Source organism: Halomonas sp. TP35 (genome assembly GCF_052375975.1).
In the GTDB taxonomy this organism is placed as follows: domain Bacteria; phylum Pseudomonadota; class Gammaproteobacteria; order Pseudomonadales; family Halomonadaceae; genus Vreelandella; species Vreelandella citrativorans.
In genome coordinates, this window is sequence record NZ_JBQSUZ010000020.1 from 1 (window position 1) to 14,904 (window position 14,904).

Annotated in this window: 14 protein-coding genes; 11 read left to right on the forward strand and 3 right to left on the reverse strand. The window is 56.7% G+C overall.

Annotation, left to right across the window (positions count from 1 at the left end; all coding sequences use genetic code 11):
• Positions 1 to 2: 2 nt before the first annotated feature.
• Complete coding sequence (tyrS, locus tag ACT3RU_RS16350; RefSeq protein ID WP_087108645.1) at positions 3 to 1,202, reverse strand: tyrosine--tRNA ligase; 1,200 nt, start codon at positions 1,200 to 1,202, stop codon at positions 3 to 5.
• 115 nt (positions 1,203 to 1,317) lie between these two features.
• Between tyrS and ACT3RU_RS16355 the strand changes: the two genes are divergently transcribed.
• The 6 genes from ACT3RU_RS16355 to metW all read left to right on the forward strand — a co-directional run bounded on the left by ACT3RU_RS16355 (position 1,318) and on the right by metW (position 6,604).
• Entirely contained in the window at positions 1,318 to 2,460 is a 1,143-nt protein-coding gene (locus tag ACT3RU_RS16355) for an anhydro-N-acetylmuramic acid kinase (RefSeq protein WP_192528371.1), read from the forward strand.
• A gap of 129 nt (positions 2,461 to 2,589) precedes the next feature.
• Positions 2,590 to 3,300, forward strand: a complete 711-nt coding sequence (locus ACT3RU_RS16360) for a YggS family pyridoxal phosphate-dependent enzyme (RefSeq protein ID WP_192528372.1) — start codon at positions 2,590 to 2,592, stop codon at positions 3,298 to 3,300.
• Between the two features lie 14 nt (positions 3,301 to 3,314).
• Entirely contained in the window at positions 3,315 to 4,139 is an 825-nt protein-coding gene (gene proC, locus ACT3RU_RS16365; protein ID WP_192528373.1) for a pyrroline-5-carboxylate reductase, read from the forward strand.
• 28 nt (positions 4,140 to 4,167) lie between these two features.
• Entirely contained in the window at positions 4,168 to 4,761 is a 594-nt protein-coding gene (locus tag ACT3RU_RS16370) for a YggT family protein (protein WP_087108653.1), read from the forward strand.
• A gap of 68 nt (positions 4,762 to 4,829) precedes the next feature.
• Positions 4,830 to 6,011 carry a homoserine O-succinyltransferase MetX gene (metX, locus tag ACT3RU_RS16375; protein WP_087108655.1) on the forward strand — a complete coding sequence of 394 codons (1,182 nt, stop codon included), beginning with the start codon at positions 4,830 to 4,832 and terminating at the stop codon, positions 6,009 to 6,011.
• Positions 6,011 to 6,604 carry a methionine biosynthesis protein MetW gene (gene metW, locus ACT3RU_RS16380; protein ID WP_192528374.1) on the forward strand — a complete coding sequence of 198 codons (594 nt, stop codon included), beginning with the start codon at positions 6,011 to 6,013 and terminating at the stop codon, positions 6,602 to 6,604. The genes metX and metW overlap by 1 nt, the downstream gene beginning before the upstream one ends.
• Here the strand turns inward: metW and sfsA are convergent.
• Both sfsA and ACT3RU_RS16390 read right to left on the reverse strand, forming a co-directional pair.
• Entirely contained in the window at positions 6,545 to 7,378 is an 834-nt protein-coding gene (gene sfsA, locus ACT3RU_RS16385; protein ID WP_192528375.1) for a DNA/RNA nuclease SfsA, read from the reverse strand. The two genes, metW and sfsA, sit on opposite strands and share 60 nt — an antisense overlap.
• Positions 7,375 to 8,535 carry an aminotransferase class I/II-fold pyridoxal phosphate-dependent enzyme gene (locus tag ACT3RU_RS16390; RefSeq protein WP_192528376.1) on the reverse strand — a complete coding sequence of 387 codons (1,161 nt, stop codon included), beginning with the start codon at positions 8,533 to 8,535 and terminating at the stop codon, positions 7,375 to 7,377. Before ACT3RU_RS16390 ends, sfsA begins: the two co-directional genes overlap by 4 nt.
• A 185-nt stretch (positions 8,536 to 8,720) precedes the next feature.
• Here ACT3RU_RS16390 and dksA point away from each other — a divergent pair, with 185 nt between their 5' ends.
• From dksA to ACT3RU_RS16415, 5 genes are all read left to right on the forward strand, one after another.
• Entirely contained in the window at positions 8,721 to 9,158 is a 438-nt protein-coding gene (gene dksA, locus ACT3RU_RS16395; protein WP_087108663.1) for an RNA polymerase-binding protein DksA, read from the forward strand.
• An 82-nt stretch (positions 9,159 to 9,240) separates the two neighbouring features.
• Positions 9,241 to 10,131 carry a tRNA glutamyl-Q(34) synthetase GluQRS gene (gene gluQRS / locus ACT3RU_RS16400; protein ID WP_192528377.1) on the forward strand — a complete coding sequence of 297 codons (891 nt, stop codon included), beginning with the start codon at positions 9,241 to 9,243 and terminating at the stop codon, positions 10,129 to 10,131.
• A 10-nt stretch (positions 10,132 to 10,141) separates the two neighbouring features.
• Positions 10,142 to 10,318 (forward strand): hypothetical protein, encoded by a 177-nt coding sequence (locus tag ACT3RU_RS16405; RefSeq protein ID WP_172117580.1) that lies wholly within the window; start codon positions 10,142 to 10,144, stop codon positions 10,316 to 10,318.
• Positions 10,308 to 13,250 (forward strand): ATP-binding protein, encoded by a 2,943-nt coding sequence (locus tag ACT3RU_RS16410; protein ID WP_192528378.1) that lies wholly within the window; start codon positions 10,308 to 10,310, stop codon positions 13,248 to 13,250. Before ACT3RU_RS16405 ends, ACT3RU_RS16410 begins: the two co-directional genes overlap by 11 nt.
• Entirely contained in the window at positions 13,228 to 14,610 is a 1,383-nt protein-coding gene (locus tag ACT3RU_RS16415) for a sigma-54-dependent transcriptional regulator (protein ID WP_192528379.1), read from the forward strand. Before ACT3RU_RS16410 ends, ACT3RU_RS16415 begins: the two co-directional genes overlap by 23 nt.
• Positions 14,611 to 14,904: the final 294 nt, after the last annotated feature.

Genomic DNA, 14,904 nt, shown 5'->3' on the forward strand with positions numbered 1-14,904 from the left:
CTTCAAACAAGCGTCACACGGCCGTAACGTTTCTTGCCCGCCTGTATAACGTAGACCTTCCCCGTTGCCAACATAGTGTCCTGCGCAACCACGTTGCCATCAACCTTAACACTCCCGTTCTTAAGCATGTCTTTCGCTTGGGCACTATTTTTGGTAAGGCCTGAACGGTTGAGTACGGCAGCAATGGGCGCTTGACCAGCGCCTTCAAAATCCACTGCTATTTCTGGCAGATCATCAGGCACTTCGCCATCGGCCAGTTGGTTACCCGCTGACTTGTGCGCATTAGCGGCGGCTTCTTCACCGTGGTAGCGAGCAATCAGCTCACGCGCCAGTTCCATTTTCACATCACGCGGGTTTGCACCCTGCTCAACGCTCTGCTTAAGCGCACCAAGCTCTTCGTTGGATTTCAGCGACAGTAGCTCAAAGTAGCGCCACATTAAGCTATCGGGCATTGAAACCAGCTTGTTGAACATGGAACCCGGTGCTTCATCAACGCCCACGTAGTTACCGAGCGACTTCGACATCTTCTGCACGCCGTCAAGACCTTCCAGCAGCGGCATGGTGATAACGACTTGAGGCTCCTGACCGAAGTGCTTTTGAATTTCACGCCCCATCAGCAGGTTGAACTTCTGGTCGGTGCCGCCTAACTCGATATCCGCTTCCAGCGCCACAGAGTCATAGCCCTGAACCAGCGGATACAGAAACTCATGAATGGCGATAGGTTGATTGGCTTTATAGCGTTTTTCAAAATCATCCCGCTCAAGCATACGCGCAACGGTGCTTTGTGCGGCCAGCTCAATCATCTTGGCGGCGGTCAGCTCGCCAAACCACTCCGCATTAAAGCGCACCTCGGTCTTTTCAGGATCAAGGATCTTGAAAACCTGCTCTTTATAGGTTTCCGCGTTGGCTTTCACATCGGCTTCGGTCAGTGGCTTGCGGGTGATGTTCTTACCCGTCGGGTCACCAATACGTCCAGTGAAGTCACCGATCAGAAAAATAACGGTATGCCCCAGGTCCTGGAATTGACGCATTTTGGTCAGAAGCACACTGTGCCCCAAATGCAGGTCAGGGGCTGTGGGGTCAAAACCAGCTTTGATACGCAGCTTGCGCCCGGAGGCCAGCTTCTTTTTAAGCTCGTCCTCTACGAGGATTTCATGCGTACCCCGCGCCAACAGCGCTAAAGCCTGATCCACCTCACTCATTGCCTCTCTCCACTCTAAACGTTGCCCCATTGGGCATACAGATGAACAATAGCCGACGATGTTACCATGCCTGCCCGACCTGGTTGAGCCTTCGCACCGCCTTGGATACTGCTTTATGAAAACGCTCCCCACTGCTCCCACGCTTTATTATATGGGTTTAATGTCAGGCACCAGCCTTGACGGTATTGATGCAGCGCTTATTGCGATCACTCCCACCGCCCCGCCTCGGCTGGTGGCCACCCATGCCGAGCCCATGCCGGAAGCATTGCACAGCGCACTATTAACGCTATGTAACGCAGAGCAGGTAAGTTTCGCCCAGTTGGCCTTGGCAGAAAATGCCTTTTGCCACCTTCAGGCGCAGGCTATTAACACACTCTTGGCCCAGCAGGATCTTTCACCCAGCCAGATTAGTGCGATCGGCAGTCATGGCCAAACCATCGAGCATGCGCCTGACGGACATAGCGGCGGCCCTGCCTACACGCTGCAGTTGGATAATCCAAGCCTATTGGCGGAATTGACTGGCTGTACTGTCGTCGCCGACTTTCGCCGCCGCGACTTGGCGGCAGGCGGTCAGGCAGCCCCGCTTGCACCCGCCTTTCATCAGGCACTGTTCGGCAGACAGACGGTAGAGCAGCTCATCCTTAACCTGGGCGGGATTGCCAACGTCACTTGGTTGCCGCGCCATGCAGACCAGCCGGCACTGGGGTTTGATACCGGTCCGGCTAATGTATTACTGGATGCCTGGTTTGCGAAACATTACCCCAGCCGGTTTGATCAAAACGGCACCTGGGCCAAAAGCGGCCAGGTAGATAGCGCTCTCTTGGTGCGTTTTCTCACCGAGCCCTTCTTTCGCCAACCGCCGCCGCGCAGCACCGGGCGCGAACTTTTTCACTTAACGTGGCTCAAGCAGCACCTTACCGGCACAGAGTCGCCCGAAGACGTGCAGGCCACACTTGCCGAGCTAACAGCGATCAGCGTGGCCGAAGGCATTAAGCACTTATTACCCGACAACCAACCCGCGACCCTAATCGCCTGCGGCGGAGGCGCCCATAACGCCTATTTAATGGCACGCCTAGCCCATCACCTACCTAACGCCACGTTTACCTCCCCATCGGCTTACGGCTGGCCAGAAGACTGGATTGAAGCAGGTGCGTTTGCCTGGTTTGCCCATCAGCGCTTGCACCATTTACCTGGCAATTTACCCTCGGTCACTGGCGCCAGCGGCCTGCGCGTATTGGGGGGCATTTACTCACGCTAAGTGCCAAGCGGCGGAAGCTGCTGATCTTTATTAGCGAAAAGAGACCTTTCGAACGCATTCTACTTTGCCGAGGGTGCGCGCAGTTCGGTAATATCCCTATCACTTCCAACTGCGGTAAGGTGCTTGAGTATGATGGACATCGCGCTTCCTGAATCGCTCGCCCAAGCGCGAGAACGTCTGCATCAGGCGCTTTTAGAGGCCAAGCGCCCTTTAAATGACGCAACGCTGCTGGCGGTGAGCAAAACCAAGCCAGTCTCCCTGATTCGCCAAGCTTATGCGCTTGGTCAACGGGCGTTCGGCGAGAACTATTTGCAAGAAGCATTAGACAAGCAGATCGAGCTCGCTGACCTGAACGACATTGTGTGGCATTTCATTGGTCCGCTACAGTCAAATAAAACCCGTGCGGTGGCAGAGCACTTTGACTGGATACATAGCATTGATCGCTTAAAAATTGCCAACCGGCTCAGCGAGCAGCGCCCAAGCCATTTAGCGCCGTTAAATATATGTTTACAGGTTAATATTAGCCGTGAGGCGTCTAAATCGGGGGTTATACCTGAAGACGTTAAGGCGCTGGCCTATGAGGCAGCCCAACTGCCCCGGTTACGGCTGCGCGGTTTAATGGCAATTCCCGCGCCAGCTGACACGCTAGAGGCGCAGCGCAAGCCGTTAGCCGAACTAAGTCATCTGCTGACAGAACTACAGACAACGCTGCCTCAGGCCCCATTAGACACGCTATCAATGGGCATGAGTGATGACCTTGAAGCCGCCGTGATGGAAGGTGCCACACTGGTACGTTTAGGCACCGCTATTTTCGGTGCGCGCGGCGCAGTCAATTCATAACAAAGGACACGCACATGACAAATAAGATCACTTTCATCGGCGCAGGCAATATGGCGACCGCTATTATCGGCGGCCTTATCGACAGCGGTGCTGCGCCCACGGACCTTACCGCCACCGCCCCCAGCAGCAGCGAGCTTGCGCCGGTTAAAGAGCGCCTGGGTATTAATATCCACACCGACAACAACGTTGCCGTCAGTCACGCAGACGTGGTGGTTCTGGCCGTTAAGCCACAGATCATGCGGGTGGTATGTGAAGAGCTGCGGGAGACTATTCAGCAACAACGCCCGTTGGTGATTTCGATTGCAGCAGGCCTGGACGCCGCGACCATCGACCAGTGGCTAGGGGGCAATAACGCCTTGGTCCGCTGCATGCCCAATACACCTTCGTTGGTGGGATACGGCGCCAGCGGCCTGTTCGCCAATTCAGCCGTGAGCGATACCCAGCGCGATATCGCCACTCAGCTAATGAACGCCGTCGGCATTGTTGAGTGGGTGGAAGAAGAGTCGCTTTTGGACGCGGTAACGGCGGTTTCGGGCAGCGCCCCGGCCTACTTCTTTTTAATGTTTGAGGCCATGGAAGAGGCTGCCGTAACGCTTGGCTTACCGGCTGAAACGGCACGCCGCCTGGCCATCCAAACAGCGCTGGGCGCCGCCACCATGGCGCAGAAGAGTGACAAAGACCCTGCCACGCTTAAGCAGAACGTGATGTCGCCTGGCGGCACTACTGAACGCGCGATTCATCATCTGGAAGAGGCGCAGTTGCGCACTACCATTGCCGATGCCATGGAAGCCTGTGCCAAGCGCGCCCAGGAAATGGCCCGTGAATTAAGCAGCCACTGAATCATCTAACGTAACGGAGACACCAGCAATGGGCAGTCAATTGGGTAGCGCCGGGTTAACGCTAGTTAACTCACTGATCAACATTTATTTATTTTTACTTATGCTGCGATTCTTATTGCAGGCATCGCGGGCGGACTACTACAACCCGCTAAGTCAGTCGGTGGTTAAGATCACCCAGCCTGTCGTAAGGCCTTTCCAGAGCTTTTTAGGCCCTGTGGCAGGCCGTTTCGACCTTGCCACACTCGCCGCAGGCTTTGTGCTGAAAGTAGTGAGCATGGTGGCTATCTTCATGGTGATCGGCATTGGCATCCCGCCCATTGCCGGGCTGCTAATTGCAGGGGTGGCGGCGATTGCCAATGCGATCTTAAAGATCTACTTTTTCGCTCTGATTGTGATGATCATTTTGAGCTGGGTTGCTCCGAATGCCAGCCACCCGGGCGCACTACTGGTCATGCAGCTGGTTGAGCCCATCATGGCGCCGGTACGCAGGGTAATTCCACCGCTGGGAATGATCGACCTGTCTCCCATCGTGGTCTTTATTGCCATCAATCTTCTTGATGGCTTGGTGGCTGGCTCTCTGATCCGTGCTGCCGGCATTTCAGGGGCCCTGGTAGGGCTTTAAGATTTTTTTAGCCCCGCTTCCCCCCGGCTTTATTCAGAAGAACCCATTTTGCAGGACTAACGCTTTCGATGCCCGACTCAGACACGCTTGCCTTTGCTGACCGACCAACGGACGCCGTTGGTCTTGTCACGCCTCATATTGCGCAGTTCGACACGCCACTTGCCCTCGCCTGCGGAAAAGTGCTTCCGGAATATGAGCTGATCTATGAGACCTACGGCACGTTAAACGCCGAACGCAGCAATGCGGTGTTGATTTGCCATGCGCTTTCCGGCCATCACCACGCGGCGGGCTATCACAGCCAGAATGACCGCAAGCCCGGCTGGTGGGATGCGCACATTGGGCCAGGTAAATCGATCGACACCAATCGCTTCTTTGTGGTTTCCCTGAATAACCTGGGCGGCTGCCACGGCAGCACCGGGCCGGTTAGCCACAATCCTGAAACCGGTCGCCAGTGGGGGCCAGACTTCCCCATGGTCACGGTCAGTGATTGGGTCGCAAGCCAGGCGCGCTTGGCCGACCACTTGGGGATTGAGCGCTGGGCGGCAGCCGTAGGCGGAAGCCTCGGTGGCATGCAGGCACTGCAGTGGACAATAACCTACCCTGAGCGAGTGGCAAATGCCGTGGTGATTGCCGCAACGCCCCGGCTTTCAGCGCAGAACATTGCGTTTAACGAAGTAGCTCGTCAGGCCATCCGCTCGGATACCGAGTTCTTCGGCGGCTGGTACGCCGAACACGATACCGTACCCAAGCGCGGGCTGAAACTGGCGCGTATGGTGGGGCATATCACCTACTTGTCAGAAGACGCCATGGGCAGTAAGTTCGGGCGCGACCTTAGAAGCGACGACCTTAACTTCGGCTTCGATGTTGAGTTCCAGGTCGAATCCTACCTGCGCTACCAGGGCGACGCGTTCTCCACCGCCTTTGATGCCAATACCTATCTCTTGATGACCAAGGCGCTGGACTATTTTGACCCGGCCGCCACCTGCGACGGCGACCTGGCCAAAGCGCTTGCCCCTGCACAGTGCCCTTTCCTGATTGTCAGTTTCACTACCGATTGGCGCTTCCCGCCCGCCCGTTCCCGTGAGCTGGTCGATGCCCTTACCCGTGCAGGCAAGTCGGTTAGCTACGCCAATATTGCGTCGCCCCATGGGCACGATGCGTTTTTGCTACCGGAGCCACGTTATGAAGCGCTGTTCAGCGCCTTTATGAACCGTACTGCTCGTGAGCTAGGCCTGGAGGAGATCCGTTGATGCGCGCCGACCTTGAACTGATTTACGACTGGGTGCCCAAAGGGGCTCACGTGCTGGACCTCGCCTGCGGCGATGGCGAGCTTCTGGAGAGCCTGGCCCGCGACAAGGGCGTAACTGGCTACGGTCTGGAGATCGACCCAGATGGTATAGCCAGCTGCGTGGCACGCGGCGTCAGCGTGATAGAGCACAACCTGGACGACGGGCTGGCCAGCTTTTGCGATCACAGCTACGACCAGGTCATCATGACCCAAGCACTCCAGGCGCTGCGCCGCCCCGACAAAATGCTTGATGAGATGCTGCGCGTCGCTGACGAAGGCATTATCACCTTCCCCAACTTTGCCTACTGGCGTCACCGCGTCTACCTGGGCCTACGCGGCTACATGCCGGTCTCCAAGTCGCTGCCTCACGCCTGGTACGACACACCCAACATCCACTTGTCGACCTTTAACGACTTCGAGCAACTGTGCCGTGAAAAGGGCCTGGTGATCGTGGACCGCGCCGTGGGTGTGGGCGAGCGCCGTGGGCACTGGACCTCAAAGTGGTGGCCCAACCTCTTCGGCGAGATCGCCATCTTCCGCGTACGTCGCCGTTAAGCGAACCGGCAGCGTGCGCGCAAGCGTTACGCTGACCGGAACACCCTCCCTCCACTGGGTGCTCGTACCATACGCGAGCACTTCAACACCGCTGGCAATCGCCGCCTCAAGCCCTGCCGCATAGGCGGCGTCGATATGCGCAGCGGGTGCGACATCATTAATACCTTCGTGAGCAATGCAAAACAGCAGCACGGCCCGTTCACCCTGCAAGGCCAATGCACTTAACGCCTGCAGGTGTTTAAGCCCACGCACGCTTACCGAGTCGGGGAAATAACCGTATCCATCCAGCTCTTTGAGGGTTACCTGTTTGACCTCAATGTACGCACGCCCTTTAACCGGGTCCTCAAGCAGAAAATCAAGCCGCGATTCCCCTACCTTTACCTCACGACGCTGGCAGGCATAACCGGCGAGCGCCTCCAGTTGGTTAGCGCTGAGCGCCGCCTCGACAATCCGGTTGGTTCGCCCCGTATGAACTGATGCCAACGACACGCTGCCATCGGGCTGGGGCAGTTCAATGAGCTCCCATGTCCATAAAAGCTTACGTTTGGGGTTATCACTGGGTGACAGCCACACTCGGCAGCCGGGCACATTGACGGCTTTCATCGACCCGGTATTGGGGCAGTGCGCTATCACTTCTCGGCCATCGTCCAGGCGCACATCGGCAAAAAAACGCTTGTAGCGGCGCAGCAGCGTACCGGGCACCAGTGACGGATAACGCAATGGGGAATGCAACGGAGAATGCAACGGAGAATGCAGCGAAGAGGCCAGTGTCATAGCCGCCCCACGAAGCGGGTGATCCGCGCCACCGCCTCCTCAAGCCGAGCAACGTCATTGGTAAACGCAATCCGCACATGGTGCTCGCCACCGCGCACGGCAAAATCAATACCGGGGGTAATGGCTACATTTTCCTCTTCCAGCAGCCGTTCACAAAATACCTGGCTATCGCGGCTATAGCGCGAGATATCCAGCCAGAGATAAAACGCGCCTTGAGGCGGTAAATCGGGCGCCAAGCCGAGCGTCGCCAGCCCATCAAGTAATACCTGACGGCGCTCGGCGAGAATTTCACGACGTTGCTCCAGAATCGCCCGGCACTCGGGAGTGAAAGCGGCAAGCGCTGCATGCTGAGAAGGGGTAGAAGCCGCCAGAAAGACGTTCTGAGCAAGCCGGGTCAAGGGCTCAACCGCGCGCTGCGGCGCGACCAGCCAGCCCAGGCGCCAGCCGGTCATCCCGAAATATTTTGAGAAGCTGTTAACCACAAACGCTTCACTGGAAAGTGATGTCGCAGACAGTGGAACATCGTCGTAGTTGAGCCCTTGATATATCTCATCAACGATCACTTCGCCCGAGCGCATGGCCACGGCGTCCAGCACTTGAGAAAGCTGCTCAGCACTCAAGGTGTGCCCAGTAGGGTTGGAGGGCGAGGCCAGCATGGCCAACCGAGTTTCAGCACGCCAGTGCCGCTCGACCAAACCAGCATCCAACTGCCAGCCACTCTCACGCCCCACGGAAACCGCGTCAATTTCAGCGCCTGCCAACGCCATGAAATGGCGGTTGCACGGATAATTGGGGTCCGTCATCAGTACCCGATCACCGCCCTCTACAAGCAGTTGGCTTGCTAGCAGCAGCGCGCCGGATGCACCCGGTGTAACCAGAATTCGGGCAGGATCCACGTCAGCATTAAAGTGTTCAGCATAGTGGTCAGCGATAGCTTCACGCAGCGCAGGCAGCCCGGCGGCGGGAGTATAACGCGTCTGGCCACGTACCAAGGCCTGTTGGCCTGCCGCAATGATCGGCTCAGGCGTGGCAAAATCAGGCTCACCGACCTCCAAATGAATCACATCATGCCCGGCTGCCTCCCGCGTCTGGGCCATTTCCAGCAAGTGCATCACACGAAAGGGCGCCACGTGGCTGACTCGCGAATTCCAGGCCATAACGGCTCCTCCACCTAATAGAATAAAAGCATGACATGGGTCGTACAAACGGTAGGACCATAGTCGCAAACGCACCATTATGCTTGCAAAGCGGGAGTTTTTCAGCTAAACAAGCATCCCTTTGGCGTGAGATCGTGGCATACGCTCATGATCAATCAGCAGTCATATACGTAAGGGGCAATCCCATGCCAGTAGCGGAAAAAAAACCGGAAGCGGCCAAGTCCTTCACTCCGTATGAGTCGGCACCGGGTGAAGAGTACATGAACGATAAGCAGTTGGCGCATTTTCGTCAGCTGCTGTTGGACTGGAAGCAAGACCTCATGGAAGAGGTGGACCGCACCGTGCGCCACCTTCAGGAAGACGCCAACAACTACGCCGACCCCGCCGACCGGGCAACGCAGGAAGAAGGCTTTAGCCTTGAACTGCGCACTCGCGACCGCGAGCGCAAGCTGCTCAAGAAAATCAACGAAACCATCGAAAATATTGACGACGACGATTATGGCTTCTGCGAAGCATGCGGCGTTGAAATCGGTATTCGCCGCTTGGAAGCCCGTCCTACCGCCACCCTTTGCGTTGATTGCAAAACCCTGGCGGAACTTAAAGAAAAACAGCTTGGCGGCTAAGCCGGTTATTTAACCCCTTGGTACGCTAACGCTGAAAGCGGGCACCTTTGGGTGCCCGCTTTTGTTTTGGGTAAAGGTTTTTATGATGTCTTCTACCAGCTACCGGGGGCGCTTTGCCCCCACTCCTTCAGGGCCTTTGCATTTTGGTTCGCTTGTTGCAGCGCTCGGCAGCTATCTGGATGCCCGTGCCGCTGGCGGGCGCTGGCTGGTGCGTATTGAAGATATCGACCCACCGCGCTGCCCCCAAGGGGCAGACGCCACCATTTTGCGCCAGTTGGAACGCTTTGGCTTACAGTGGGATGAAACGCTGTGCTGGCAGCACAACCGCCATGACGCTTATCAACAAGCGCTGGATCAACTCATTGATCAGCGCTTGGCGTATCCTTGTAGCTGCTCACGCAAACAGTGGCAATCGCATGCTATTTATCCAGGCTGGTGCCGTGACGGGTTAAGGGAGCCGGGTAAGCCGGTTGCCTGGCGGTTACGCAGTGACCTGGCTAAGCGCCCGATTGTCTGGCAGGACCGTCTGTTTGGCGCGCAGCAGTTTGACCCAGTAGCGCTGGGTGACGTAGTGCTTAAGCGCAAGGATGGCCTTTGGGCTTATCAACTGGCGGTCGTCGTTGACGATGCCGAGCAGGGTATTACCGACGTGGTTCGTGGGCTCGATTTACTCGACAACACCCCTTGGCAGCGTCAGCTTCAAAGTGCTTTGAAGCTTCCAGAACCGCGCTATTTACATTTGCCACTGGTCGTCACCCCAGACGGCCAAAAGCTTTCAAAACAGAACCTGGCCCCGGCGCTTGCCGAGGATGAGGACGGCATGCGGCGCCAGCTTTTTCAGGCGCTTCAAGCGCTTGACCAAGCACCACCGGCAGCTCTGGCCACAGAACCTCCCGCCAGCCAGCTACACTGGGCAGTGGCAAACTGGGCGATTGAGCGCCTTTCCCCCACCGAACATCGCCGCTCGCCGTAAGGAGTTCTCCATGTATGTCTATCGCATCATGCTGTTTTTGGTGTTTGGCGGTTATTTGCTCTCTCCGTTATTAATGGACGGCTGGAGCAATCCGAGCACGGCCTGGTACCGCCCGTTCGCTATCTGGGGCGTGTTGATTGCGCTCACGCTATGGCTTGAGCAAAAAAGGAAGTTAGATGAGCGTTGAGTTAACCGGCGTTTTACTGCTCGGCCTGGGCTTCCTGGGGCTGATGTTTAGCTGTGGCGTCGCCGTTGAGCGCGGCTGGTTGCCTACATACGTTACCCGCCACCCCATCGTTTACACCCTCGCACTCGGCGTTTATGCCAGCGCCTGGGCAATTTATGGCAGCGTTGAACTTGCGGCCCAGGCAGGGTTTGGCTACTTGGCTTACTACCTGGGCGCGGCCGGTACCTTTCTACTTGCTCCGGTCCTGCTGGTGCCTATCCAGAGGATTACCCGCACGTATCAGCTCACCTCACTCGCGGATCTGTTTGCGTTTCGGTTTCGTTCGCGCTGGGCAGGCTCGCTGGTCACGTTAATCAGTCTTTTGGCCGTGCTGCCATTGTTAGGCATTCAAGTTCAAACCTTGAGCAGCGCTATTCAATGGCTCACCGGCAGTGCCTATAGTTCTGCGGTCGCACTGCTATTTTGTGGGCTGATTGCGGTACTCGCCGTGATGTTCGGAGCCCGGCATAGCCATACGCGCCAGGATCCGTTAATCAGCATGTTGGCGCTTGAGTCTCTGATCAAACTACTCGCCATGCTGTGCCTGGGAGCGGTGGCCTTATGGCTTGTTTTTGATGGACCCAATGATTTACAACGCTGGCTTGAGGGGCCGGGCCTACAAGCCCAGCAGGCAACCTATCAGTTGGATGACGCTCAATGGCGCACGCTGTTACTGCTGTTTTTTGCAGCTGCGTTCATGATGCCCCATCTATTTCATATTACCTTTTCCGAAAACCTGTCACGCCACACCCTGCTTCAGGCCAGCTGGACATTACCGCTTTACCTGTTATTGATGGCCTTGCCTATACCGCTTATCTGGTGGGCCGCTCAATCGGTCAATAACGAGCTTCCGGTCACTGCCTACGCGGTGTATATGATCAGCGAACACTGGTGGGTCAAAGCGCTGGCTTTTCTGGCCGGACTAGCCGCTGTCAGCGGTACGATGATCATGATCGCCCTGGCGCTATCCGGCATGATGCTCAACCATATTGTGCTGGTGGCCAGGCCGCCCGAAGCGCGTAGCGACCTTTATGGCTGGCTACTCTGGCTACGCCGAGCCTTGGTGGTCGGCGTGATTGTTAGCGGCTGGCTATTTTATGAGGGGGTCGGGCGCCATCACGACCTCGTTACCCTGGGCATGGCATCGTTTGTGGGTATGGCGCAGTGCTTGCCCGGCATGCTGGCACTGCTTTACTGGCCAGGCGCAAATCGCAAAGGCATGGTTGTTGGCCTTATCGCAGGTGTCACCCTATGGCTTTGGGGGCTTTGGCTACCGCTTATCTTCACGTTCCCGACACCCGCACTGCCCTTCACTCACCTGATGAGCGACAGTGCGCCCCCCTGGTACACGGTAACGCTGGTATCACTGGCTACCAACATTGTTCTCTTGATTGTTATTTCGCTGTTTACACGTATTTCTGAGGGCGAAAAATCGGCAGCCGAAGCGTGCTCCGTCGATGCCGTTATCCGCTCCAAACGACTACCGCTGGAGGCTGCCACCGCTGCTGACTTTTCTACTCACCTGGCTCAAGCGATCGGCGATGAAGCCGCCCAGCGAGAAGTGTCCAGAGCATTAAAAGCGCTTAAGCTCACACCACAAGAACGACGCCCTTACGCACTGCGCCGCCTGCGTGACCGTATTCAGGCCAACCTGTCAGGCTTAATGGGGCCTTCGGTCGCACGTGATATTGTCGACCGCTACCTGCCCTACCGCCATGACGATGTCCCGGTAACGGACGACATCCACTTTGTGGAGAGCCGCCTGGAAGCCTACCGTTCACGCCTGACCGGGCTTGCCCGAGAGCTTGACGGACTGCGCCGCCATCACCGCCAAACACTAGCTTATCTTCCTGTTGGCCTGTGCGTATTTGGCGATGACAAAGAGCTTTTGATGTGGAATCAGGCGCTTTCCCAGCTCTCCGGCATCAGCGGCGAAAGCGTGATTGGCGCGCGCTGCGATAATTTACCTGCGCCGTGGCCTGAGCTATTGGGCAACGTCTTGCTAGCCTCCCACACGCCGCTTTATAAGCAGGCGGTATCGCTGCACGGCAAGGATTACTTTCTTACCCTGCATAAAGCTGAGCTTAGCGGCCACGACAGCCGAGGCGGCAGCGTGGTGTTGGTCGAAGACCACACCGAGATGAAGTGGCTGGAAGATGAGTTGGTACATGCCGCCCGCCTGGCTTCTATTGGCCAGTTGGCAGCTGGCGTTGCCCACGAGATTGGCAACCCGATTACCGGGATTTCGTCACTGGCGCAAAATTTACGCTACGATACCAATGACCCCGCTCTGCTAGAGACTGCGGATCAGATCCAGCAGCTAACCCGGCGCGTAACGACCATTGTGAACTCGCTAGTCGGCTTTGCGCATGGCGGCCGCCAGTCTGGCCCGCCGCCTGCGTCCCCCGTGGCGCTTAACACGCTGAGCGAAGACGCATTAAACTTGATCCACCTGGCGCGCTCGGGTGAGGATGTAACGTTGACCAATGCGTGCCCTGATGCTCTTGTGGTGCGCGGGGATGCTCAGCGTTTAACCCAAGTGATGGTCAATCTGCTTAGCAACGCCAGGGACGCTTGCATGCCCGGCGGCCAAGTGGTGATTACCGCAGGGCAGCAGGCAGGCAGTGCCTGGTGGAGAGTGACTGATAACGGCCAGGGGATTGATCCTCGCGTGCGTGACCACTTGTTTGAGCCTTTCACCACGACCAAACCTGCAGGCGAAGGCACGGGACTTGGGCTGTCGCTTGCGTATCAAATTATCAACGAGCACCAAGGCAGAATAGACGTGGCCTCGCCGCCGCCCAATGAGCCTCGCGGCACGGCCATTACGCTTTGGCTGCCGCTTTACCAACAGGATGGCCAGCGACCCTATGCCCAGGATTCTGATTGTTGAAGATGAAGCGATTATTCGCAGTGCGCTAAAGCGCCTGCTTGAGCGTCATGACTATACCGTCAGCGAAGCAGGCAGCGTTGAAGAGGCCAGCCAACTAACGCTTCCTGAGTTCGACCTCATCATCAGTGACCTGCGACTGCCGGGCGAGCCTGGCACCACGTTGATTGGCGCTGCTGCTCCCGCGCCGGTGCTGATCATGACCAGCTATGCCAGCATGCGCTCAGCGGTAGATGCCTTAAAACAGGGCGCCGTCGACTATATCGCCAAGCCGTTTGACCATACTGAAATGCTGGAGACCATTGAGCGTATATTGCATCAGCAGTCGATGCAGCATGGCGAGCCACCTGCAATTACCGGTGATGGTGGCAGCCAGCAGATGATGATTGGCGAATGCGCGGCCATGCAACAGGTCTATACGCGTATCCGCAAAACTGCGCCAGCCGATGTGACCGTGCTGATTTTAGGAGAATCAGGTACCGGCAAAGAGCTGGTTGCACGGGCCATTCACCAACAAAGCAAGCGCGCCAACGCCCCGCTGATCAGCGTTAACTGTGCCGCTATTCCCGAAACGCTGATTGAGTCTGAACTGTTCGGCCATGAGAAAGGCGCGTTTACCGGCGCCAGCGCATCACGCACCGGCCTGGTGGAAGCCGCCGACCAGGGCACGCTGTTTCTTGATGAGATTGGTGAACTGCCCCTTGATGCCCAGGCACGCCTGCTACGTGTGTTACAAGAGGGAGAAATCCGCAAGATTGGTTCTGTGGAAACCCGCCACGTTAATGTCCGCCTGATTGCCGCAACCCACCGCGACCTGCGGGCATTATCCAAAAGTGGTGAATTTCGCTTGGACCTTTACTACCGCTTAAACGTGATGCAGATCGAGCTCCCCCCGCTGCGCGAACGCGAAGACGACGTGCTCCAGATTGCCGATATCTTGCTGGATAAAGCGTGCACGCGTCACGAGCGCCCCGGCCTACGGCTTTCAAGGGCCGCCCGTCAGGACCTGCGTGATTACCCGTGGCCAGGTAACGTTCGTGAGCTTGAAAACGCCCTGGAGCGAGGCGTGATTTTAGCCGAAGGCCATCTGATTCACCCGGACGATCTCGGGCTGGCACCTGCACCGCCTCGTGCCCATTCACAGGCGAGTTCAGCGGCGTCCTCCAGCGAGGAGAGCACGCCAGCGGAGGATGAGGATGATCTCTCTTTGGAAGACTATTTCCAGCACTTTGTGCTTGAGCATCAGGACCTGATGAGTGAAACCGAGCTGGCTCAAAAACTGGGCATTAGCCGTAAAAGCCTGTGGGAACGGCGCCAGCGGCTCGGTATACCGCGTAAAAAAACCGCTCGGCGTCCTAACTGACGCCGTTTGCACGCTTACCTGCGAACGCCTCACACCAAATGCTTACGACCATCGTCTACTATACTGATTTAAATAAAAAATAACCGAATTTGCGTTACCCAATCATTGTTACCTACCCACACAACGCCCTTAAAAAACCGGACCAAAAACGGTAACACTTATCTGTTACCGAAGTTCCTCAAAATAAAAAATAATCATAAGCGATTGAAACAAATAAACATTTCAACAAGTGGCACGACGAGTGCAGTATTACTGGGTAAGAAAAATAAACTGGGCCGAGCGGTGGGTCGCTAA

Bases quoted from the DNA above. Each gene is read 5' to 3' on its own strand.
- metX (WP_087108655.1), top strand. From the start codon at position 4,830: ATGCCCGACTCAGACACGCTTGCCTTTGCTGACCGACCAACGGACGCC.
- ACT3RU_RS16405 (WP_172117580.1), top strand. From the start codon at position 10,142: ATGTATGTCTATCGCATCATGCTGTTTTTGGTGTTTGGCGGTTATTTG.
- ACT3RU_RS16390 (WP_192528376.1), bottom strand. From the start codon at position 8,535: ATGGCCTGGAATTCGCGAGTCAGCCACGTGGCGCCCTTTCGTGTGATG.
- dksA (WP_087108663.1), top strand. From the start codon at position 8,721: ATGCCAGTAGCGGAAAAAAAACCGGAAGCGGCCAAGTCCTTCACTCCG.
- gluQRS (WP_192528377.1), top strand. From the start codon at position 9,241: ATGATGTCTTCTACCAGCTACCGGGGGCGCTTTGCCCCCACTCCTTCA.
- ACT3RU_RS16410 (WP_192528378.1), top strand. From the start codon at position 10,308: ATGAGCGTTGAGTTAACCGGCGTTTTACTGCTCGGCCTGGGCTTCCTG.
- proC (WP_192528373.1), top strand. From the start codon at position 3,315: ATGACAAATAAGATCACTTTCATCGGCGCAGGCAATATGGCGACCGCT.
- sfsA (WP_192528375.1), bottom strand. From the start codon at position 7,378: ATGACACTGGCCTCTTCGCTGCATTCTCCGTTGCATTCTCCGTTGCAT.
- ACT3RU_RS16415 (WP_192528379.1), top strand. From the start codon at position 13,228: ATGCCCAGGATTCTGATTGTTGAAGATGAAGCGATTATTCGCAGTGCG.
- ACT3RU_RS16355 (WP_192528371.1), top strand. From the start codon at position 1,318: ATGAAAACGCTCCCCACTGCTCCCACGCTTTATTATATGGGTTTAATG.
- ACT3RU_RS16370 (WP_087108653.1), top strand. From the start codon at position 4,168: ATGGGCAGTCAATTGGGTAGCGCCGGGTTAACGCTAGTTAACTCACTG.
- ACT3RU_RS16360 (WP_192528372.1), top strand. From the start codon at position 2,590: ATGATGGACATCGCGCTTCCTGAATCGCTCGCCCAAGCGCGAGAACGT.
- metW (WP_192528374.1), top strand. From the start codon at position 6,011: ATGCGCGCCGACCTTGAACTGATTTACGACTGGGTGCCCAAAGGGGCT.
- tyrS (WP_087108645.1), bottom strand. From the start codon at position 1,202: ATGAGTGAGGTGGATCAGGCTTTAGCGCTGTTGGCGCGGGGTACGCAT.